17 protein-coding genes are annotated in these 22,097 nt (G+C 33.9%); 11 read left to right on the top strand and 6 right to left on the bottom strand.

The features are described 5' to 3' along the window. Positions 1 to 45: 45 nt before the first annotated feature. Positions 46 to 2,685, bottom strand: a complete 2,640-nt coding sequence (locus QLQ94_RS06330; RefSeq protein ID WP_482499352.1) for a TonB-dependent receptor — start codon at positions 2,683 to 2,685, stop codon at positions 46 to 48. 163 nt (positions 2,686 to 2,848) lie between these two features. Between QLQ94_RS06330 and QLQ94_RS06325 the strand changes: the two genes are divergently transcribed. Both QLQ94_RS06325 and QLQ94_RS06320 read left to right on the top strand, forming a co-directional pair. Next, positions 2,849 to 3,874, top strand: coding sequence for a LacI family DNA-binding transcriptional regulator (locus tag QLQ94_RS06325; protein ID WP_271337519.1), 1,026 nt, complete (start codon positions 2,849 to 2,851; stop codon positions 3,872 to 3,874). A 40-nt stretch (positions 3,875 to 3,914) separates the two neighbouring features. Continuing rightward, on the top strand, positions 3,915 to 4,268 hold the full coding sequence (locus QLQ94_RS06320; protein ID WP_482499350.1) for a hypothetical protein: 354 nt from the start codon (positions 3,915 to 3,917) through the stop codon (positions 4,266 to 4,268). Positions 4,269 to 4,299: 31 nt separating this feature from the next. On the opposite strand, the gene QLQ94_RS06315 is transcribed toward QLQ94_RS06320, so the two are convergent. The 3 genes from QLQ94_RS06315 to QLQ94_RS06305 form a co-directional block, all read right to left on the bottom strand. Beyond that, the gene (locus tag QLQ94_RS06315) at positions 4,300 to 4,857 is read right to left on the bottom strand and encodes a hypothetical protein (RefSeq protein ID WP_427402838.1); all 558 of its coding nucleotides are present in this window, start codon (positions 4,855 to 4,857) and stop codon (positions 4,300 to 4,302) included. A 40-nt stretch (positions 4,858 to 4,897) separates the two neighbouring features. Then, a complete protein-coding gene (locus tag QLQ94_RS06310; protein WP_427402837.1) occupies positions 4,898 to 5,572 on the bottom strand; it encodes a hypothetical protein in 675 nt (224 codons plus the stop codon). Positions 5,573 to 5,636: 64 nt separating this feature from the next. Further along, positions 5,637 to 6,188 carry a hypothetical protein gene (locus QLQ94_RS06305; RefSeq protein ID WP_271337515.1) on the bottom strand — a complete coding sequence of 184 codons (552 nt, stop codon included), beginning with the start codon at positions 6,186 to 6,188 and terminating at the stop codon, positions 5,637 to 5,639. Between the two features lie 116 nt (positions 6,189 to 6,304). Between QLQ94_RS06305 and QLQ94_RS06300 the strand changes: the two genes are divergently transcribed. From QLQ94_RS06300 to QLQ94_RS06270, 7 genes are all read left to right on the top strand, one after another. Continuing rightward, on the top strand, positions 6,305 to 9,082 hold the full coding sequence (locus QLQ94_RS06300) for a 2-oxoglutarate dehydrogenase E1 component (protein ID WP_271337514.1): 2,778 nt from the start codon (positions 6,305 to 6,307) through the stop codon (positions 9,080 to 9,082). A gap of 82 nt (positions 9,083 to 9,164) precedes the next feature. Further along, entirely contained in the window at positions 9,165 to 10,403 is a 1,239-nt protein-coding gene (gene odhB, locus QLQ94_RS06295; protein ID WP_427402836.1) for a 2-oxoglutarate dehydrogenase complex dihydrolipoyllysine-residue succinyltransferase, read from the top strand. Positions 10,404 to 10,619: 216 nt separating this feature from the next. Beyond that, positions 10,620 to 13,076 carry a TonB-dependent siderophore receptor gene (locus QLQ94_RS06290; RefSeq protein WP_482499347.1) on the top strand — a complete coding sequence of 819 codons (2,457 nt, stop codon included), beginning with the start codon at positions 10,620 to 10,622 and terminating at the stop codon, positions 13,074 to 13,076. Between the two features lie 59 nt (positions 13,077 to 13,135). Then, on the top strand, positions 13,136 to 13,468 hold the full coding sequence (locus QLQ94_RS06285) for a hypothetical protein (protein WP_427402834.1): 333 nt from the start codon (positions 13,136 to 13,138) through the stop codon (positions 13,466 to 13,468). Between the two features lie 18 nt (positions 13,469 to 13,486). Beyond that, positions 13,487 to 13,789 carry a hypothetical protein gene (locus QLQ94_RS06280; RefSeq protein ID WP_271337510.1) on the top strand — a complete coding sequence of 101 codons (303 nt, stop codon included), beginning with the start codon at positions 13,487 to 13,489 and terminating at the stop codon, positions 13,787 to 13,789. 3 nt (positions 13,790 to 13,792) lie between these two features. Then, on the top strand, positions 13,793 to 15,343 hold the full coding sequence (locus QLQ94_RS06275) for a PepSY-associated TM helix domain-containing protein (protein ID WP_427402833.1): 1,551 nt from the start codon (positions 13,793 to 13,795) through the stop codon (positions 15,341 to 15,343). A gap of 63 nt (positions 15,344 to 15,406) precedes the next feature. Beyond that, positions 15,407 to 16,522, top strand: a complete 1,116-nt coding sequence (locus QLQ94_RS06270) for a PepSY-associated TM helix domain-containing protein (protein ID WP_482499345.1) — start codon at positions 15,407 to 15,409, stop codon at positions 16,520 to 16,522. Positions 16,523 to 16,772: 250 nt separating this feature from the next. Here the strand turns inward: QLQ94_RS06270 and QLQ94_RS06265 are convergent, their stop codons facing one another. Both QLQ94_RS06265 and QLQ94_RS06260 read right to left on the bottom strand, forming a co-directional pair. Then, complete coding sequence (locus QLQ94_RS06265; RefSeq protein WP_271337506.1) at positions 16,773 to 17,120, bottom strand: toxin-antitoxin system YwqK family antitoxin; 348 nt, start codon at positions 17,118 to 17,120, stop codon at positions 16,773 to 16,775. 211 nt (positions 17,121 to 17,331) lie between these two features. Continuing rightward, positions 17,332 to 18,327: a TlpA family protein disulfide reductase gene (locus QLQ94_RS06260; RefSeq protein WP_482499343.1), complete on the bottom strand. Its 996-nt coding sequence runs from the start codon at positions 18,325 to 18,327 to the stop codon at positions 17,332 to 17,334. Positions 18,328 to 18,483: 156 nt separating this feature from the next. On the opposite strand from QLQ94_RS06260, the gene aspS reads away from it, so the two are divergent. Continuing rightward, positions 18,484 to 20,241, top strand: coding sequence for an aspartate--tRNA ligase (gene aspS, locus QLQ94_RS06255; protein WP_482499341.1), 1,758 nt, complete (start codon positions 18,484 to 18,486; stop codon positions 20,239 to 20,241). A gap of 13 nt (positions 20,242 to 20,254) precedes the next feature. After that, a complete protein-coding gene (locus QLQ94_RS06250; protein ID WP_482499340.1) occupies positions 20,255 to 22,096 on the top strand; it encodes a hypothetical protein in 1,842 nt (613 codons plus the stop codon). Position 22,097: the final 1 nt, after the last annotated feature.

Raw genomic sequence — 22,097 nt, 5'->3', positions numbered from 1 at the left:
CGGAGACGCACTGCTGTGCGCCTCTACGTTACCGTATATATAAATTTAGAAATTAATTGCTACCGAAAATCTAAAAGCACGTCCTAAAATAGGTCTCGCCATAAACACATCGCTTGCTGCAGATGTTGTTTGTCTTGGATCTCCTTCTGTCAAACCAATTTCGTTGAATAAGTTCGAAGCATCTACTGCAAAACGAAGATTATTATAGGTATAATTTAATCCTGCTCCTACTTCTTTGTAAGCTGGCAAAACTTGTTTGTTATCCTGATTCGTAAATTTTTTATCATAATAAGAGAACTGAACATATGCGGTAAGATCTTTTGTAATATCTACTTCCGGTCTTAGGTTACAGAAAAACTTAGGGATTCTACGAGCTGTATTTCCGTTGAAATTAAAAGCAGAACCATCGGCATTTGTACCTGTAAAATTATCGTATTCCGGTTTTTGAACGGTAAATGTAAAGTTCAGTTTTACAATACTATATCTCGCATTAGTTTCTACTTCAAGACCAATATTATTTACATCAGCAAATTTATTTTCAGAACTTCCGTCAGATAAAATATCAGTAAAAGCTACGTTTTTCAATCCCATGTGAAATAAATTCGCGTTTACAGAGAAAAATGAACTGGCATATTTATATCCTAATTCGATTTGATTTACTTCAGTATTTTGAAGTTTGCTTAAATCAGCTGCATTATCATAAAAAGACTCTTCGATTGGCGATCTAAAACCGTGACTGTAACGGGCATATGAAGCCATTTTGTCATTGAATTTATAATTCGCCGCCGCAGTATACGACCATTCGCTCACATCATATCTCCAATATGTGTACGGATTTCCTTTTACTGTTGTCACCGCATCATCAGCCGTATTGTTGTCTAAAATTCCTAAATTCTCAGCAAAAAATCTAGCGTTGTCTCTATAACCTGAATATTTGTCTTTGTTGTATCTTAAACCAGCGTTGAAAATCAAATTATCTGTCACTTTAATTTCTGCATCAGCATAAATATCATTCAAAAGACCTTTGGTTTCCGCATCTCTTTCTAACCAAGTAATTCTTTCCACACCGTTCCAGGTATGATCTACTCCGGTCGTATTGTCTTTTACGTTTAATAATCTTGGATTGTCTGAAACTCCAACTAAATAAGAATTCCAATTCCAGTATTGGCTTGATTTCCAATTAGAATAATAATAACCGGCAGTTAATTTTACAGGATCTAAATCAAAATTGAAAGACAAATTATTCGCAAAATTGTTCATCTTTTTCTCGATATGCCAAAGATCAGCTCTCATGATCAAAGCGTTTGGATCCAGCTTTTGTCCGTTATCTACATAAGAATAAGTCAGATTACTTGCCGTTGTATTTTGAACACTTGTTGCATAAGCATCTTGTGTCCACGGACCTCCATTTGGAAAAATAGCATTATAATCCAAATCGATATTGGTGTTTTTGAAAGAATTTTTGAAAGTTACTTTCTCTGAAATTTTCTTTTTGAATTCCGCTCCAATTGAATTAATAACGGGATGAGAACCATTTTCTAAATCAGCACTAAAAGTTCCGCCACCATATTGAGGCACATTCAAACGGCTTAAATTTACTGAAGTCAACGTTCCATAATTTGGATTAAATCCAGGAATTCCTTCAATTTTACCGTTATTACTTTTTAGCGGAATTGGTAAATAAAAGGCATTTCTATCGTCCAGATGTTTAAAGTTAATTCTTAAATAATCGTCATCATCAAATTTATAAGTAATATTTCCTTTTATCTGACCTCCCTTATTTGCTGTAAAACCAGTATTTCTTACCCCATTATCAGCTCTGTAAAAACCTCCAACATTAAAGAATAATTTATCCTGAATCAAAGCTCCTGACAAATTAAGATCAGTTCTGAACATTCCGTAATCTGAAGTAGTGAATTTTGCTCTTCCTTTAAATTCATTCTGACCTGTTTTAGAAATAAAATTGATAATTCCTCCAGGAGCATTATTGGCAAAAATAGATGCAGAACCTCCACGAACGGCTTCCATTTTACTTACCGTTTCGTCTAGTCTGTAAAAAGTATCGGCGTTAGCAAATTGCAAAGCCCCATCTTCAAAAACCGGCAATCCGTCTTCCTGAATTTGTACATATTCATAAGCTCCCGCAGACGGAATTCCTCTTGCAAAAAGATTATTTCCTATTTCTCCTCCGGATGCTTCAACAACAAATCCCGGAATTGACTGCAATAAAGCTGCCGTGCTAGATGGCGCTCTGTCTTCGATTGCTTTTGCTCCCATTGTTGTAATTGCAACACTGGATTCCAGTTTAGATCTTGGCGTTGATGATCCTGTCACAACAACTTCTTTTAAGCTTTGTGATTCTCCTTCAAGAAGTAAATTTACCTCCAGAGATTCTCCTTCTTTTATTGCAATTTTTTTCTCGAAGGTTTTATATCCCACATTCGTCGCAATAATGGTATAAGTTCCGGCTGTAACATTCGAGAAAGAATATTCTCCGTTTTCATTTGTAACAGTACTTTTTCCTGTTTCCTTAATCGATACATTTGCTCCGGGAACAGTTACTCCGCTATCGTCGAGCACTTTTCCTGAAACTATATTGGTGTTTTGGGCAAACCCATTATTTGGTAAAAAAAATAGGCAAAACATTAAAAGTAATGTACCTAAATACTGGTGTAGCTTTTTCATTTTTTTGTTTGGTTAGTTAGTAATTATGGTTATCACTGTCAAACTTAATAACTAATTATAAGGAATATAGAAAATTAAAATCGAAAACGTTTTCGAAAAGACCTAAAACGTTTTCGGAACTTAAAAACTTATCAATGCAGTTTATTTTTAGTACTTTTATTTCATGAATGACACAAAATTAATAGATATAGCCTCGGCATTAGGAATTTCGGTTACTACGGTTTCAAAAGCCTTAAAAGGATATACAGATATTAGTAAAGCTACGCGCGCCAGAGTGATTGAAATGGCAGAAACCATGAACTACATGCCAAATTCTGTTGCGGTAAATCTTCGAACTAATGAAACCAAAACAATTGGTGTTATTATTCCGGCCACCGTTCATCATTTTTTTTCAAGTGTATTAAATGGAATTCTTGAAGAAGCCGAAAAAAGAGGATATCTGGTCATTATATTACAATCGAATGAAAAATACGAACTAGAGAAAAAACAGCTTGCTTTATTAATTCAAAAACGAGTTGATGGGGTTTTAATGTCGCTCTCGAATGAGACTGACGATTTCACTCATATTAATGAAGCGATCCGAAAAAAAACGCCTGTTGTTTTATTTGATAAAATTGCCAAAAGGGTAGATTGTTCGAAAGTCGTTATTAATGATGCAAAAGCGGCGTATGATGCCGTTACTTACCTTATTAATAAAGGATATAAAAGGATTGCCCATTTTAGAGGTTCGTATGTTCCGCAGAATTCTATCGATCGCTTTTTAGGATATAAAAGAGCGCTCGAAGCGCACGGAATTGAGTACGATTCGAAACTAGTTTATGTTTGCGACAATAATACTGATTTTGAAGACGGATACGAAAATGCCCAAAAAATAATGACCGAAAATCCGGATATCGATGCCATTTTTGCCATTACAGATTTAGTTGCTATCGGGATTATTAAATACTTTAATGAAGCCGGAATAAAAACACCGGAACAAGTAGCTGTTTTTGGTTTTAGCAATTGGTTTATGAGTACCGTTATTTCTCCTAAATTAACTACGATAGATCAGCCCGGATTCGAAATGGGACATCAGGCGGTTTCGCTTTTAATTGATGAAATTGTCGACATAAAAGAACATCGTCCCGTAACGCATCAAATTATTGAACTTCCTACAAGAATCATTGAACGAGAATCAACAGTTAAATGATTTTTTAGTTTTAACTTTGCCTCAATCTTAAAAAGCATCAATGTTTCCGATTCCTGAAAATACCGATTTTTTATTGGCTGATGCCGAAAAAGAAAATTTATATCTGAACCTGATTGAACAAATTAATAAAGACTTTAATTTAGCCAATGAAGGAATTGATTTCCCACTAAGTGTTTCTCCTGAAGAATTAAAAATTCAGCTTCACGAAAAAATATACAGAATGATTCAGTACAAATTTGCTGAATACCTGAATCTCCTTTATATCATTGATGTATCTGAAGAAGAAATTAAAAAACTGGATGGTTCTGATTTGGTGATCCTGTCTGAACAGGTTTCTTTTTTGATTTTAAAAAGAGAGTGGCAAAAAGTTTGGTTTAGGAATTATTACAAGTAAAAAGGTACTAAGTTGCTAAGGTTCTGAGATGCTAAGGTTTTTGATTTGATCTTACAATTTTTTGTAATTTATCTAATTCACCACCAAATCCATTAGTATCTAATTTACTTCCAGTAATTTGAAAACGACCGCATTTAAAACAAATTTTTGCTATACCAACTGTTTTTTCTTTCTTTTTAAAAATAAAAATATCATGATACTCTGCAGCACAAGAAGCATAAGCATCTGGTGACGAATCTTTTTCGCTAAAAACATTTTGAATGTCTTTTTGCTGTTTAATAGTTAAGTCTGATTTTTTATAATTATGCTTTAATAGAATCTTCTCGAAATTTTCTTTTGGAATAGTATCCGGAAAATGATGCACAAATAAAGTTATGAATTCTGTTTCTTTTTCAGTATTAATATCTTTCCTAATAAGTTTCGAAAAATCCTCCTCAGAAAAATTCAAATAATAATGATCAATTTTATCCGAATCAAAAAAAGGTCTTAATTCTTTCTTTAAAACCTTTTTGGATGCAACTTCTACTTTATTAGAATTGTTACAACTCGAAATTACAATGACAATAAGTACAAAAATATATTTTCTCACTTTTTTTGGATTTAAAACTTAATGTCTTCAATCTGAAATATTAAATTTCGACAATACCCGTTCCTAGTTTTTTATTTTCAACTATTTTATTAACCAAGTCTCGAAATGTTTCAATATCTCCAGTACTGATAGTGCTTTCATATTTCCAGTTTGGAAATATTCTGTCTAACCAATGATGTAAACATCTTTCTGTTTCTACTTTTACATCGAATTTATCAAAAACTTTCACCCCTGTTAATGTTACTTCTTCTAATAGAGGAGAAAAATTATCATTAATAACCAAAAAATCTTCGATTCTTGTCGACGGTTTTAAACTTACAACATCTACACCTTTAATTTTTAAATTTCGTTTTAAGGTTTGAAAAACAGAGAATGTTAGACATTCTGAACCCAAAATTTTGATTGGTTTGACAATTTCTTTTTCAGCGACAGTTGATAAAAAATCACAAAGATCACCTAAAGTTTTTTTGTCATCCGGATTGAAGACTGTATCCCAACTTTTTATTGGCACATCAATTCTAAATTCTTGATTTAAAAATTTAGTTAATTCATTCCAAGGTAATAAATCCTGAGCTTCACGCCATTCGCGTATTAATGTATCCTTTGTTAAAACAAAAGTTCCATCAACCATAAAATCAAATTGGCCTGAAAGTCTATGCTGTTCTTTGAATATTTCTAAAAGCTCATTAGAAGTATAATAGATCTTATCATTCATAACTTATATTTTCTTTTATCCATTCGAAAACTTAGCATCTTAGCACCTCAGAACCTTAGCAACTCTAAAAATATACCCTCACAAAAGGCATAAAACCAGATCCGTAAAGACTTTTATTAGGATTGTACAAAACATCATATTTTGCACCAATGGTAACGTTTCCGGTTCTGTAACCTGCACCAAGATATAAGGAGGTATTCCAATAATTATCAGAATATGAAGGCCTGTATGGCGTAGAGTTATAATCTGTATTTACTCTCACCTGCTCTAACTCTGCTGATAATTGTATTTCCGGAATCGGATTTATAAGTCCCACCAGACTCCCTCCATAAACAAAAGAGTTGTAATAACTTTTAGAGGACAGGTAACCAAACTGTAGCCCGACACCAACCGCTACAATTTCGTTTACGTTATAAATCGCACTTGGCATTACAGAAATATCTGTGTATCCGGAGCCAATTCCTACACCAAGCCCACCTCCAAATTGAACTCTTTCCCAAAAATGATTACTGTTGTCAATAATGTACTTTTGCTGCGAAATTGCAGAACTTGAAAACAAGACTACCAAAATCACAAAAAATGGTTTGAAAACGATTGAAATTTGATTATAATTCATAGTTGAGTCTACTTTTAACAAATTTTTACGTAAAAGTACGTAAAAAAAAGATTTAAATAAATGCGATTGTTGTACTTTTGCCATTCTATTTAACAAAAAGTATATTCACTCATATTATGGATAGGTTTTCATTTTTAAATGCAGCGCATACAGAGTTTTTCGCACAATTATATGATCAGTATTTAGTAAATCCAGATAGCGTTGAGCCAAGCTGGAGAAGTTTTTTTCAAGGTTTCGACTTTGGACAAACGACTTATAATGACGAAAATCCAGTTCAACGAATTGTTGAATATGTGACTAACGACAATCAAGATTGTAGTCTTGTTTCTGACAAGCTACAAAAAGAATTCAATGTACTAAAGTTAATCGATGCTTACCGTACTCGCGGGCATTTGTTTACCAAAACAAATCCGGTTCGTGATCGCAGAACATCTTCTCCAACATTAGACATCGAAAATTTCGGATTAACAACTGCTGATCTTGCTACAGTTTTTGACGCTGGGCAGGCTATCGGAGTTGGACCATCTACTTTGCAAGACATTGTAACGCGTCTTAAATCTATTTATTGCCAGCATATTGGTATTGAATATATGTATATCAGAAATCCTGGTGTTGTACAATGGATTCAGGATAAATTGGCGGTAAATGTTAATCAGCCTAATTTCTCTTCTGAAGAAAAGAAAACAATCTTAAACAAATTAAACCAGGCGGTTTCTTTCGAGAACTTTTTACATACTAAATATGTAGGTCAAAAAAGATTTTCATTAGAAGGAGGAGAATCGATTATTCCGGCTTTAGATGCCTTAATCGAACTAGCTGCTGAAAAAGGTGTTGAACAATTCGTAATGGGAATGGCTCACCGTGGTCGTTTGAACGTTTTGGCTAACATCTTCGGAAAATCTACTCAGGATATCTTTGGTGAGTTTGACGGTAAAGATTACGATCAGGAATATTTTGATGGTGACGTAAAATACCACTTAGGTCTTACTGCTGACAAAAAAACAAGAACAGGAAAAAATATCAATATCAATTTAGCACCAAACCCTTCTCACTTAGAAACGGTTGGAGCTGTAATTGAAGGAATCACAAGAGCAAAACAAGAGAAATATTATCCAAATGATTTTTCTAAAGTATTGCCAATTGCCGTTCACGGAGATGCTGCAATCGCAGGTCAGGGTATTTTGTATGAAATTGTTCAAATGTCATTGCTTGACGGATACAAAACTGGCGGAACAATTCACATCGTGATCAACAATCAGGTTGGTTTTACAACAAACTATTTAGACGCACGTTCATCTACTTATTGTACAGATGTTGCTAAAGTTACACTTTCACCGGTATTACACGTAAATGCTGATGATGCTGAAGCTGTTGTACATGCAGTATCTTTTGCATTAGACTACAGAATGCAATTTGGTCGTGACGTATTTATTGACTTATTAGGATACAGAAAATACGGTCATAACGAAGGTGATGAGCCTCGTTTTACTCAACCTGTATTATATAAAATCATCGCAAAACATAAAAATCCAAGAGATATTTATGCTGAGAAATTATTGTCAGACGGCGTAATCGATGCATCTTATGTAAACGCTTTAGAAAAAGAATACAAATCTACAATGGAGGAGAATTTACAAGCTTCCCGTAAAAAAGATTTGACCATCATAACTCCATTCATGAAAAACGAATGGGACGGATTTGTTCAGGTAACAGATACGCAAATGCTTGAAAACGTAGACACTTCATTCTCAAGAGAAGGCCTTACTGCTGTTGCAAATGCAATTTCTAATTTACCTGCAGACAAACAATTCATCAGTAAAATTCAGAAATTAATCAACGACAGAAAAACAATGTTCTTCGAAACCAATTTATTAGATTGGGGAATGGCAGAACATCTGGCTTACGGATCATTACTTCAAGAAGGTTATGACATCCGTATTTCAGGACAAGATGTTGAGCGTGGTACTTTCTCTCACCGTCATGCCGTTGTAAAAGTGGAGGATTCTGAAGAAGAAGTAATTCTTATTAATAACCTTGAAGGTAAAAAAGGAAACTTTAATATCTACAACTCATTATTATCAGAATACGGAGTTTTAGGTTTTGATTACGGATATGCATTAGCATCTCCAAATGCATTGACAATTTGGGAAGCACAGTTTGGAGATTTCTCTAACGGAGCTCAAATCATGTTAGACCAATATATTTCTTGTGGAGAAGATAAATGGAACAACCAAAATGGTATTGTTTTATTATTGCCACACGGATACGAAGGACAAGGTGCTGAACACTCTTCTGCAAGAATGGAACGTTACTTACAACTTTGCGCAAGACAAAATATGTATGTTGCAGATTGTACAACTCCTGCTAACTTTTTTCACTTGTTGAGAAGACAAATGAAAACAAAATTCCGTAAACCACTTATCGTGTTTACACCAAAAAGTTTATTACGTGATCCTAGATGTGTATCTACAATTGAAGAATTGGAGAACGGAAGTTTCCAGGAAACAATTGATGATAATACAGTAGATAAAAAAGGAGTAAAAACATTGGTTTTTGTTACTGGTAAATTCTACTATGACATCGTTGCTGAAAGAGAAAATAACGGAAGAAATGACGTTGCTGTTGTTCGTATTGAGCAATTATTCCCTTTCCCGGTTGCACAACTTAAAGAAATCATCGCACAATATCCAAATGCTGACGATTATGTTTGGGCTCAGGAAGAACCTAAAAACATGGGAGCTTACAGCTTTATGTTAATGAACTTTGACCTTGTAAAATGGAGATTAGCTTCATTAAAAGCTTACGCTGCTCCGGCATCAGGAAGTTATACACGTGCAAAACGTCGTCATGCAGATGCGATTAGAATGGTATTCGATAAAGATTTATTCAGATAAAAAATTAGTTTAACGTTTAAAGCTTAAAGTAGGACCAAACACTTTAAGCTTTAAGCAATACAAACCTTAAACAAAAACAAAGATGATTTTAGAAATGAAAGTCCCATCACCAGGGGAATCAATAAAAGAAGTTGAAATTGCAACTTGGTTAGTAAAAGACGGAGATTATGTAGAAAAAGATCAAGCTATTGCTGAAGTTGATTCAGACAAAGCAACTCTTGAGTTACCTGCAGAAGCAAGCGGAATCATTACGCTAAAGGCAGAAGAAGGTGATGCAGTAGCTGTAGGAGCTGTAGTTTGTTTAATCGATACAAGTGCAGCAAAACCAGCAGGAGATGCTCCGGCAGCTGAAGCACCAAAAGCTGAAGTGAAAGCTGAAGCACCTAAGGCAGAAGCAAAATCTGAAGCTCCAAAAGCAGCACCTGCTCCAGCAACAACTTACGCTACAGGAACTCCATCTCCGGCAGCAAGAAAAATATTAGACGAAAAAAATATAGCACCGGCAACTGTTTCAGGAACTGGTAAAGGCGGAAGAATCACTAAAGATGATGCTGTAAATGCAGTACCTTCTATGGGAACTCCAACTGGAGGAAACCGTGGATCTGAGCGTACAAAATTATCAATGTTACGTCGTAAAGTAGCAGAGAGATTAGTAGCAGCTAAAAATGAAACAGCAATGTTAACGACTTTCAACGAAGTTAACATGACACCAATCAACTTGATTCGTAATGAATACAAAGATGCTTTCAAAGCAAAACATGGCGGTCTTGGTTTAGGCTACATGTCTTTCTTTACAAAAGCTGTTACAAGAGCTTTGCAATTATATCCGGACGTAAACTCTATGATGGATGGTGATTATAAAGTAGCTTACGATTTTGCTGATATCTCTATCGCAGTTTCAGGACCAAAAGGTTTAATGGTTCCTGTAGTTCGTAATGCTGAAAACTTAAGTTTCCGCGGAATTGAAGCTGAAATTAAAAGATTAGCATTGAGAGCCCGTGATGGTCAAATTACTGTTGACGATATGACTGGCGGAACTTTTACTATTACTAATGGTGGTGTTTTTGGAAGTATGTTAAGTACTCCGATCATCAACCCTCCTCAATCAGGAATTTTAGGAATGCACAATATTATTGAGCGTCCAATTGCTGTAAACGGTAAAGTTGAAATTCACCCAATGATGTACGTAGCACTTTCTTACGATCACAGAATTATTGACGGACGTGAGTCTGTTGGTTTCTTAGTGGCTGTAAAAGAAGCTTTAGAAAATCCTTTGGAATTATTATTAAATGGCGACGCTAAACGTTCTTTAGAGTTGTAATTTTAAGTAATTTCGGTAATTATATAAAACCTGTTCATTTATTTGAACAGGTTTTTTTATATAAATCTTACTTAAGATTTGCTTAAGATGTTAATTTTTTAAACAAACGTAAATTTTACCCTTTAAAAATTATTTTATTTAGAATAAATAAGAATAGCTTGTGTAGTTGATAATCAACAACTAAATTTGCGCTATTAAAATCAATTCTAAATAAAGATGAAGAATAAATTCATAATTTCTTTTTTGAGCTTTTGTTTTTTTCTACTAGCGACTGTAAATATTTCAGCACAAGAAAAAGCAAGCCTTAAAGGTAAAATATCATTAAGCGATAACGAATCTCCTGAAGGTATTTCTGTTGCACTAAAAGGAACAAGATTTGGGGCAACTACAGATCAGGATGGTAACTACAGAATAAAAAACATCAAACCCGGAACGTATACTCTAAAAGTTTCCGGAGTTGGATATACTTCTACTGAAAAAAAGATTACCATTAACGAAGGCGAAGAAGCAATCCAGAACGTGAATCTTATTTCAAATTCAGAAGAACTTACAGAAGTTGTGGTAAAGGGAGGCAAAAATCATTTTGCACGCAAAGAAAATCAACAAGTATCAAGATTGCCACTTAAAAATCTTGAAAATCCACAAGTTTATACCACTATCACAGGCGAAGTATTAAAAGAACAAGTTGTAACTAATTTTGATGACGCTTTAAAAAATGCATCTGGTATTACACAACTTTGGGCTTCAACAGGCCGTGGCGGAGATGGTGCAGGATATTATTCCCTAAGAGGTTTTGCTGTTCAGCCAACCATGGTTAATGGTTTACCAGGTTTAACAAACGGAAGTTTAGACCCTGCAAATGTTGACAGAATTGAAATTATAAAAGGGCCATCAGGAACTTTATTTGGAAGCAGTTTAATTTCTTACGGAGGATTAATAAATACTACCACAAAAAGACCTTATAAAGGATTTGGCGGAGAAGTAAATTACACTGGCGGAAGTTATGGCTTAAATCGTGTTACTGTAGATTTAAACACGCCATTAAATGACAAAAAAACAATAAACTTCAGAGTAAACTCAGCATACAACAAACAAGAAAGCTTTCAGGATGCCGGTTTTAGAGAATCCTTTTTTATTGCTCCATCATTATCTTATGAAGTAAACGACAGATTATCATTTTTGGTAAACACTGAGTTTATGAGCAACGAAACAACAAATCCTACCATGTTGTTTTTAGACAGAAGCAATCCTTTAAGAGTTCACAATATCTCTGAACTAAAATACGATAACAAACGTTCTTACACCAGTAACGAACTTACCTTAAAAACGCCTTCGTATAATATACAGGCACAAATGAATTACAAACTTTCTGATCAATGGAGATCGCAAACCGTTTTCTCTTCAAGTTCAGCAAAGTCTACAGGAAACTATGCTTATTTATACGAAGAAACAAGCGACCCTAAATATAAGGACCTAAATAGCGGAATTGTTCTAGGGAGATCTTTCAACTATCAGGATAGTAAAAACCTCACGACTGACATCCAGCAAAATTTTATTGGTGATTTCAAAATCGGGGACTTAAGAAACAGACTTGTAGTTGGTTTTGATTATTTCAACAGAACAGCAACAGATCATGGTTCCGGATATTTTAGTAACGGAATTGTATACATTGGCGACGATTTACAAAATTTCAACTCTCTTTTTGGTCCGTCAAATGGTGGTGATACAGGGATTCTGACAAAGGCAGCATCTGATATCATTGTAGCCAATGGTCCAAGAAACAACAGTAAAACGAAACAAGAAGTTTACAGCGCTTATTTTTCAGATGTATTCAACTTTACACCAGCCTTATCAGCAATGGTAAGTTTACGTGCTGATCGTTTCATTAATAGTGGTGATGTTTCAACAGATACAGACAACTATAATCAGACAGCATTTTCTCCAAAATTTGGTTTAGTATACCAACCTATTTTAGATAAAGTTTCACTTTTTGCAAACTATATGAATGGTTTTGCAAACGTTGCTCCTGGCGAAGATGTTAATGGTACTACAAGAACGCCAAGAACTTTTAATCCTGAACACGCAAATCAATTTGAGGCAGGTACTAAATTGAATCTTCTAAAAGATAAAGTTTATGCTACTTTCAGTTATTACGATATCAAAGTAACAGATCAGGTATATAGCATACGAACTTCAGCAACTCAAGTAACAAATTACCAAAATGGTGGTCAGCACAATAAAGGTTTTGAAGCCGAAATCGTAGCCAATCCTGTTCCTGGTTTAAATATTATGTTGGGTTATAGCTACAATGACGCAAAATTAACTGCCGGTGATCCTGATTTCGTAGGTTTCAGACCTGAAAGTTCAGGACCTCAAAATCTAGCAAACCTTTGGGCAAGCTACAAATTTACCCAAGGCTCATTAAGAGGATTTGGTTTAGGATTTGGAGGAAATTATGTTGGTGATAACAAGATCATGAACAGAGCAACAGCAGGAACATTCACAATTTCGGAATACGTAGCCTTGAATTCGTCTTTATTTTATAATGCAGAAAAATTCGCCATCAATCTTAAAGTAAACAATATTACAAACGAAGAAATTTACGATGGTTGGTCAACAATTCATCCTAAAGATCCCAGAACTTTTGCAGCAAGTTTCACTTACAAATTCTAATAAAATCAAAAACACCTTTCTCTTATAGCAGAAAGGTGTTTTTTAAATTCTATAAAATTATGATAACAATAGCAAGCCTTATCGTTTTTTTAGCTTTTTACACACTTTACTACACCTCAAAAAGAGCTACTTTATCTTATGATCTTGGTTTTGAGAAGTGGATGAAAAGCAATCCTAAACCAACCAAATACGTGGGTTTAGGACTTCTTTTATTAGCCTACTCACTTTGGCTTGTTACTCAATCTTTATGTTGCGGAACTTTAATGTTTTTTATCCAGCTTATGACCGTTGGAAGCTTAATTATCATTTTAGCACCCTTAAAAAAAATTAGTCCATTTGCTATTATTGCCCTTTTTGCAATTGTTGCTATAATAGAATTTTATTACAACTAACTTATTTCTAACCAAAATATGCCAGCAAATCCTAAATACCTAACCCAATCTATATGGCAACGCTTTGCCAAAATCACAGCGGCTATAATTGGCGGCTATTTTGTTTCAGTCAGTTTTCACTTAGCATTAGCATCCTGGTTCAATCGCGCTAATATTTTGATGACAATGGCTTTTAGCGGATTCATACTTTGGGTAGCCCTTATGGTAATTGCTTTTTTAGCAAAAAGCGGATTGAAAATCTGGGGGATATATATACTCCTTACTTTAGTTTTTTCTCTTTTTATTTATCTGGGCCAAACCTGCAATCCGATAGCAAAATAACTTATGAATAACCGTAATTATAATATCTATTTTCATACACATACCGTTAGCGGAATTGTTATCAGCGTAATACTTTTTGTGATTTTTTTCGCTGGATCCTTTTCTTTTTTCAGAGATGAAATCAACAACTGGGAAAGAAATGAATCTACTGCCCTTACTAATGAAATTCAATTAGACTATAACAAAGCTTTAAACAAGTTAGACAAGGAATATATTCTGCACGGAAGAAATATTACCATTTCTAAACCAAGCAACGAAAGAAGAGTTGCCGTTTATCTCGAAGGCACCAGAGATACTTTGGCTCCGGCCAAGCAAAAAGAAGGATCGTTTTTTTACCTTGATACGAAAACCTTTAAAACATTCACCTATGAACAATCTTATTCGTTAGGCGAATTTCTATACCGATTACATTTCTTAGCTCAAATTCCTTATCCTGTTGGTTATTATCTTTCAGGCTTTGTTGCTTTGTTTTTCTTATTCGCAATCGTAACCGGTGTTTTATTGCACTGGAAAAAGATTGTTTCTAACTTCTATATTTTCCGTCCAAAGGAAAAATTAAAAACATTGTGGACAGATGCTCATACGGCACTTGGAATGATTGGCCTGCCATTTCAGTTTGTATATGCCGTAACGGGAGCCTTTTTTATGATTAAACTTTTGATTGTTGCACCTGCTGTGATGACTTTGTACAAAGGCGATCAGAGTAAATTATACAAAGAATTAGAATATACTGATCCGGATTATAAGTTTGACAATAAAAAACTGGCCACTCCTTTTAATATTGATCAATTGGTTGCAAAAGCAAAGAGCAATTGGAAAGATTTTGAAATTACACGCGTTTTTATTCAGAATTACGGTGACGCGAATATGCACGTTTTGGTTGAAGGTGAAATGCTCAGCAATAAAAAATTCACCGGAATAGGAAAAGTTGTTTACCGAATTAGCGACGGAAAAGAAATCGCAAAGAAAAACCCTATCACACAAAACAATTATTTAGATGTTGTCAAAAATGTTTTATATAGAATTCATTTTGGTGATTACGGAGGATACGCATTACGAATCGTAAGTTTCGTTTTAGGAATCATCACATGTTTTGTTATCATTTCAGGCGTAATGATTTGGTTAGTTGCCAGACAAAAAAATAACCTGCCTGAGAAAAAAAGACGCTTCAATGCAGCAGTTGTCCGTATTTATTTGGCAATTTGTTTGAGTATGTACCCTATTACAGCCTTAGCATTTATTGGTGCAAAAATATTTTATCCTTTAAGCCAATCTAACTTATTCAGTCTTTATTTTGGAGGATGGTTATTGCTAACGCTATTTTTTATTCTTAAAAAGAATGACGCATTTACCAATAAATTCTGTTTACTTTCAGGAAGTATTTTAGGTTTTTTAATTCCAATTACAAACGGAATCGTTTCCGGAAATTGGTTTTGGAATTCGTTTATGCAAAATCATATTCAGGTTTTCTTTGTAGATGTTTTCTGGATTGTTTTGGCATCCATAACACTTTATATTTCATTTACCTTAAAGTCAAAAAAAGCAGTTTCCTAAAAATTAGCTTAAATAATTTGCCCTCTATTGATTAAGCATATACTTTTACGCTTTATTCAAAACATGGGTTTAAAAAAACAAGTACGTTTTCTACATAAATGGCTCGGATTAATTTCCGGGCTTATTGTTTTTATTATAAGTGTGACGGGTTGCATTTTTTGTTTTCATGACGAAATAAAAGATATTACCCGAAAAGAATGGCGATTGGCAGAACCTCAGAACAAACCTTTTGTATTGCCATCTGTTTTACAGGAAAAGGCAAAAGAAATTCTACCAAGTTATAAATCAAGCATGGTTTCCTATTACGGAAGAGATCGTGCAGCAATCGTATATACATATTCTGATATAGGAAGTTTATATCTCTACTTTAATCCCTACACAGGAAAATATTTAAAAACCGAAAATCCCGAAACAGATTTTTTCATCATTGTAGAACATATTCACCTTTATTTGCTTTTACCGGATTATATAGGCAAACACATTATTGGCGGTGTAACCATCATTTTTATTTTATTATTGATCTCAGGAATTATTCAATGGTGGCCAAAGAAAAAGAAAGACCTTAAAAGAAGTCTTTCTGTAAAATGGTCTGCAAAATGGCGCCGTGTAAATTATGACTGGCACAATACATCCGGATTTTACATTTCGATTATCGCGGTTATTATCGCCATTACAGGTCTAACTTTTACATATGGATGGGTTGGAGACGGGATTTATAAAACCTTCAATTTTAGCGGTGACAAAAACGTAGAAACAAAAATTCCGGTAATTGACACTACTAAATTTAGCAATAATAAAAATACTGCCGTCGATCTTGCTTTTATTGAAACCGCAAAACTACAGCCAAAAGCCGAAATGATTTTTGTGACGTATCCGCAACAAAAAGGAGACATCATTAATACAGGAGCTTATCCTCATACGCTACGATACGATCATCAGAGCAATTATTATTTTCATCCAAATGACGGCAAGTTACTTCAAAGCCAGCCTTTTGATAAAAAAAGTTTAGGTTTACAAGTTGTCGAAATGAATTATGGGATCCACACAGGACAAATCTTAGATCTCCCGGGAAAAATTATTGCTTTTATTGTCAGCCTGATTGCTGCATGCCTGCCTGTAACCGGTTTTATAATCTGGTATGGAAGAAGAAATAAATCCTGCAAAAAAATAAAGACATAAAAAATTTAATCACACGCAAGGATTTAATTTTACTTTACGCATAAAAAACAAAAAGTTCGCAAAGCTATATTAATACAAAGCTTTCCGAACTTTCTGTTTTTATAAAACCTTGCTGATAAATATCTTTGTGTTCTTTGCAGTTAAAATAATTAGCTAATACAAAATATTGTATATTTTTCGACAACACAATATGTCATGATACAAAAAAAACCGCTGAATGAGCGGTTATTTTTATGTTTTAGAAATCATATTAATTTCTGTTTGCTAAAGCATTTTTCTGCAAATTTTTAACTGAAGTAATTTTGCTGTTTTCATACGCAACTTCACAAAGGTTTTTTTCATTGAAGAAAACCCATTTTCCAGTTTTCAATCCGTCTGTGTATTCGCCTACCGCAACCTTATTCCCTCTTTCATCGTACGATACCCAAACACCATCTAATTTACCATCCTTAAAAAAGCCTTGTTGCTGCACATTACCATTTTCATAATAGTAAGTAGCTTTTACTTTGTTTCCAACAGCTTCTAATTCCGGGTTTACTTCTTGTGCAACTAGAATTCCAGAGAACAATATTGCAACTAAAATTACACACTTTTTCATATCTTTAGGTATTAATGTTATCAAATCTTATATCAAATATAATTATTTGTTTACATTAAAAAAACTTTTACTTAACAATTTGGTAACATTAGGTAAAAGCTTAACATTGGAAATCAGCCTGATATAAAAAAACCAAAGCTTGCGCCTTGGTTTTACTGGTATTCTTTAAAAAATGAAACAGAACTATATCGTTTTCAATTTTATCAATAAATTACTTCAATAATGTATCTAATTGCTTCTGAAGATCTGGAGACGAAGGTCTGTCAGCATCAGAGCTGAAAACATTTCCGTTAGGATCAACAATAATAAATCTTGGAATTCCCGTAACACCGTAATTCGTTACAAACTCAGATTCCCAATCTTTATCAGCAAACAATTGTACACCGCCCAGATTTTTGTCCGTTACAAATTTTTTCCATTTTTCATTGTCCTTCACTTTATCAATAGAAATACTTACGAACTCAATATTTTTTCCGTGATACTTTTCCTCAATTTTTTGCAAGTAAGGAATCTCAGCTCTACATGGCGCGCACCAGGTTGCCCAAAGATCAATATAAACATATTTTCCTTTCAGGTCAGAAAGTTTTGTTTTTCCTCCTTTGTGATTTTCATAATCAAAACCCGGAGAAGGTTTTCCTTTAAGTTTATTTGCCTTAGAAGCTCTTTCATATTCCTGAACAGCATATTGGTTAAAACTTTCAAAACTTTGTTTTAATGCAGTTTTAAACTCAGGATCAAAATTCCCTTTCTCAACATTTTCAATATCCGTCTTTCTCTTTGCTTCTAATAATGATGCAAACTCAGCAGGTTCTTTTACGAAAGCCTCCTCTCGAAATTTTTCATCTTTTAAAGCTTGCTGTGCCAGAAAATTGCTTTCATCAACACCTTTCCCTTTATAAACAATCGTTTCATCAAATTCTTTGGCATTCATTGTTAAGCTAATATCTGAATCCGATTTTAGATATAAATTAGAAGATTCTGTACCATCAGAAAACATATAAAATCCTTTTGGAGCTTCAAAATTAGCCACAAAAAGCTCTTTTTTATTAATTGGGATAACTTGCTTAAAATTATCTCTTCCTTTAATCACCAAAGTATCACTATTTCTGTTCGCTATTTTAGCCGTAAATTTCACTTGATTTTTAGCTTGACCAATGACATTCAAAGTGCTAAAAATCAACAGGCCGGTTACAAAAAGTTTGTTCATATAAATTAAAGTTTGTTTTTAGTGATTCAAATCTAAAGAAATTAGAGCTGCTAAATTAAGAATTAACAAAATATTTGAAATTAATGAACATCAAGTTACGACTTTACTATATTAATTTGAATTTTGTGTTTACTTTTGCAGTCTAAAATTTAGATCATGTATAGAAGTCATAATTGTGGCGAATTAAACGCCTCAAGTATTAATACGGAAGTTACACTAGCGGGGTGGGTTCAAAAATCTCGCGATAAAGGATTTATGAATTGGGTCGACTTACGTGACCGTTACGGAATTACACAACTTATTTTCGACGAAAGCCGTACAGACAAAACTGTTTTTGAACTGGCAAAAACTCTTGGTAGAGAGTTCGTAATTCAGGTAAAAGGAACTGTAATTGAACGTGAGGACAAGAACAAAAACAAAAACATGATTACCGGTGACATAGAAATTTTAGTTACCGAATTAACTATACTTAACGCTGCCTTGACTCCTCCGTTTACTATTGAGGACGAAACTGATGGTGGTGAAGATATCAGAATGAAATATCGCTACCTTGATATTAGAAGAAATCCTGTAAAAAACAGTTTATTATTCCGTCATAAAGTAGCAATGGAAGTTCGTAAATATTTATCTGATTTAGATTTTTGCGAAGTAGAAACTCCTTACTTAATCAAATCGACCCCTGAAGGAGCAAGAGATTTCGTTGTACCAAGCCGTATGAACGAAGGACAATTTTATGCATTACCACAATCACCACAAACTTTCAAGCAATTATTGATGGTGGGCGGAATGGATAAATATTTCCAGATCGTAAAATGCTTCCGTGACGAAGATTTACGAGCAGACCGTCAGCCTGAGTTTACACAAATCGATTGCGAAATGGCATTTGTAGAACAAGAAGACATTTTGAATGTTTTTGAAGGTCTGACAAGACATTTACTAAAAGAAATTAAAGGTATTGAAGTAGATAAATTCCCTAGAATTACCTACGATTATGCCATGAAAACATATGGAAACGACAAACCGGACATTCGTTTTGGGATGGAGTTTGGTGAGTTAAACGAATTTGCACAACACAAAGAATTCCCAGTATTTAATGCTGCTGAATTAGTTGTGGGAATTGCAGTTCCGGGAGCAGGAAATTATACCCGTAAAGAAATTGACGGATTAATTGACTGGGTAAAACGTCCGCAAGTTGGAGCATCAGGAATGGTATATGCAAAATGTAATGACGACGGAACTTTTAAATCATCTGTAGACAAATTCTACGATCAGGAGGATTTAGGACAATGGGCAAAAATTACAGGAGCAAAACCCGGAGATATGATTTTTGTACTTTCAGGTCCTGCAAACAAAACACGTGCACAACTTTCAGCACTTCGTATGGAATTGGCAACTCGTTTAGGATTGCGTAACCCTGAAGTATTCGCTCCTCTTTGGGTAATTGATTTCCCATTATTAGAACTGGATGAAGAAAGCGGTCGTTATCATGCAATGCACCACCCGTTTACATCTCCAAAACCGGAAGATATGGCGTTATTGGAAACTGAGCCGGGAAAAGTTCGTGCAAATGCGTATGACATGGTATTGAACGGAAATGAAATTGGTGGAGGATCGATTCGTATTCACGATAAAGCGACACAACAATTAATGTTCAAATATTTAGGATTTACAGAAGACGAAGCAAAAGCACAATTTGGCTTTTTAATGGACGCTTTTCAATTTGGAGCACCACCACACGGAGGTTTAGCATTTGGTCTTGACAGATTAGTAGCGATCTTAGGAGGTCAGGAAACGATCAGAGATTTTATTGCATTCCCTAAAAACAATTCGGGACGCGATGTTATGATTGATGCTCCTGCTGCAATTGATGATGCTCAGTTAAAAGAACTTTCGATTAAACTGGATATTAAATAGCTCTAAAACGATTATGAAAAAACTGATTTTGCTGCTTTTCGCAATAAACTTATATGCCCAGAGTCCAAAACAAGTTTTATATTCATTTTACGACTGGAAATATCCAAAAATAAAAATAGAAAGCAATACAATTGGTGTGATCATCGAAGATCCATCAAACAATAGCGTAATAGACAATCAAGTCTCTGCATACGCAATCAAAAATCTTAACTTAAGAAACCTGCAAATAGTCGCTCCCGAAAAGAGCGACTATTTATTGTATATACAACCCATAAGTACCGAGCTTAATGCAACCGTAGTAAAAATCAATAACATTAATGATATTAGTTATATTGGAAAAATTATCTTTTCTTCAAAATTAAACTTTACCATTAAGCAAAAAAACGAAATCGTTTATAGCAAAGATTTTAACTATTCTCAATCCGTTTCAGAGGTAAGTACTTATAACAATTTCAGTATTAAAACAGAGGAAATTGCCAACAGCCAGGTACAGCAACTTCTAAAAAAAAATAGTATAACAATTGACCAAAATTGTCGTGACATTTATGCCAATACCGTTTTATATAATTTCTTTAAAGAAATTAAAGAAACTATTGATTTTAGCCGAATAGAAGAAACACTGCCCTTATACAAATTCAAAGACGATGATCTTGAACAAATAAATAAATCTGTCGATGCACTTGAAATTACAAGAAAACTAGAAGACAACGAAGAGAATTATATTAAAAATCTGCTTTTAGAAAAAATACAATTTTGGGAAACTGAAGTTTCTAAATACGATTATAATGATAAAAAAACCAAAAAGATTTATTGGGCTTTAATGGCCAATATTTCAACAAGCTATTATGCCTTGGGAAATAACGCAAAAGCAATCGAATTCAAAGACAAAGCTTTACTTGTTGATTACAATAAAAACTACAGGTATTTAGCAGAAATGCCTGAGAAAAAAATCAAGGATTTGTCCTTTTTATTAAATTCCGAAGGCAAACCTTTTATTGACTTCGAAAATAATGATTTTTCGAAAAAACAAAATTTTGATGCTGTCTATTTTTGCAATCAAAAAGGAAAACTTCTTATAAACAGTAATGTTTCAGAGCAAGAAATTGCAATCAGAAAAAACCGTGTTGAAGTAATTTATCAGGTTTTAGCATGTTCTAAATTTTATGATTTCCTGTTGAGCGTAGTCAATGATTTTAATGAAAAAGAAGAGGATAAAAGTCTGTTTTTTAAAAATACAGATGACTATTTTTTCAACCTTACAAAACATTATAATGATCTAAGTAAAGAATTACTGGTTGCTGATCTGAAAAATTTTAACATAGAAGAAAAAAAGACCATTTTAACCGCTTCCAATAAAATCCATGATTTAACAGATGTATTATACAAACGACTAGAACAATCTCAAGAAAAAAACAAAGAAGGCCGTTACTCAGATCTTTTTAAAACAATTGTTAAAATGCAGGATTTTTTAGCCCATTATCCCGGCACAAGCAAAAAAGAAGACCTAAAAGCATTGACCAATATGGTTTTTATTACTCAGGACCAGGCTCTTCTAGACCTTCCGTATTTGGGCTTTTTAGCAGATGAACTTACAACAGAAGGGCATAGTGACTATAAAAACCATCCAAAAATTTATCAAACCCTTTTTAAACAATACAAAAAAACATTTAACAACTTAATGGGAAGTGCCGTTTTTAAAAATCTCCACGATAAAGAAGTTATAAAATTCGATGAAATTATGTATTCGTTTTACATGCCATTATCCAGAGAAAAAATCGAAAACGTAAATATTAAATTCAAAAATCAATACAATAGCGATTCAATTTTGAGACTTTTAATGCTTTATTCTAAATAGC

The organism is Flavobacterium sp. B114r, assembly GCF_056824125.1.
This window is presented reverse-complemented; position numbering and strand designations above follow the sequence as displayed.

What these genes read in the sequence shown, in the direction of transcription:
- QLQ94_RS06330 (WP_482499352.1), bottom strand. Translation starts at nt 2,685, where the DNA reads ATGAAAAAGCTACACCAGTATTTAGGTACATTACTTTTAATGTTTTGC.
- QLQ94_RS06325 (WP_271337519.1), top strand. Translation starts at nt 2,849, where the DNA reads ATGAATGACACAAAATTAATAGATATAGCCTCGGCATTAGGAATTTCG.
- QLQ94_RS06320 (WP_482499350.1), top strand. Translation starts at nt 3,915, where the DNA reads ATGTTTCCGATTCCTGAAAATACCGATTTTTTATTGGCTGATGCCGAA.
- QLQ94_RS06310 (WP_427402837.1), bottom strand. Translation starts at nt 5,572, where the DNA reads ATGAATGATAAGATCTATTATACTTCTAATGAGCTTTTAGAAATATTC.
- QLQ94_RS06305 (WP_271337515.1), bottom strand. Translation starts at nt 6,188, where the DNA reads ATGAATTATAATCAAATTTCAATCGTTTTCAAACCATTTTTTGTGATT.
- QLQ94_RS06300 (WP_271337514.1), top strand. Translation starts at nt 6,305, where the DNA reads ATGGATAGGTTTTCATTTTTAAATGCAGCGCATACAGAGTTTTTCGCA.
- odhB (WP_427402836.1), top strand. Translation starts at nt 9,165, where the DNA reads ATGATTTTAGAAATGAAAGTCCCATCACCAGGGGAATCAATAAAAGAA.
- QLQ94_RS06290 (WP_482499347.1), top strand. Translation starts at nt 10,620, where the DNA reads ATGAAGAATAAATTCATAATTTCTTTTTTGAGCTTTTGTTTTTTTCTA.
- QLQ94_RS06285 (WP_427402834.1), top strand. Translation starts at nt 13,136, where the DNA reads ATGATAACAATAGCAAGCCTTATCGTTTTTTTAGCTTTTTACACACTT.
- QLQ94_RS06280 (WP_271337510.1), top strand. Translation starts at nt 13,487, where the DNA reads ATGCCAGCAAATCCTAAATACCTAACCCAATCTATATGGCAACGCTTT.
- QLQ94_RS06275 (WP_427402833.1), top strand. Translation starts at nt 13,793, where the DNA reads ATGAATAACCGTAATTATAATATCTATTTTCATACACATACCGTTAGC.
- QLQ94_RS06270 (WP_482499345.1), top strand. Translation starts at nt 15,407, where the DNA reads ATGGGTTTAAAAAAACAAGTACGTTTTCTACATAAATGGCTCGGATTA.
- QLQ94_RS06265 (WP_271337506.1), bottom strand. Translation starts at nt 17,120, where the DNA reads ATGAAAAAGTGTGTAATTTTAGTTGCAATATTGTTCTCTGGAATTCTA.
- QLQ94_RS06260 (WP_482499343.1), bottom strand. Translation starts at nt 18,327, where the DNA reads ATGAACAAACTTTTTGTAACCGGCCTGTTGATTTTTAGCACTTTGAAT.
- aspS (WP_482499341.1), top strand. Translation starts at nt 18,484, where the DNA reads ATGTATAGAAGTCATAATTGTGGCGAATTAAACGCCTCAAGTATTAAT.
- QLQ94_RS06250 (WP_482499340.1), top strand. Translation starts at nt 20,255, where the DNA reads ATGAAAAAACTGATTTTGCTGCTTTTCGCAATAAACTTATATGCCCAG.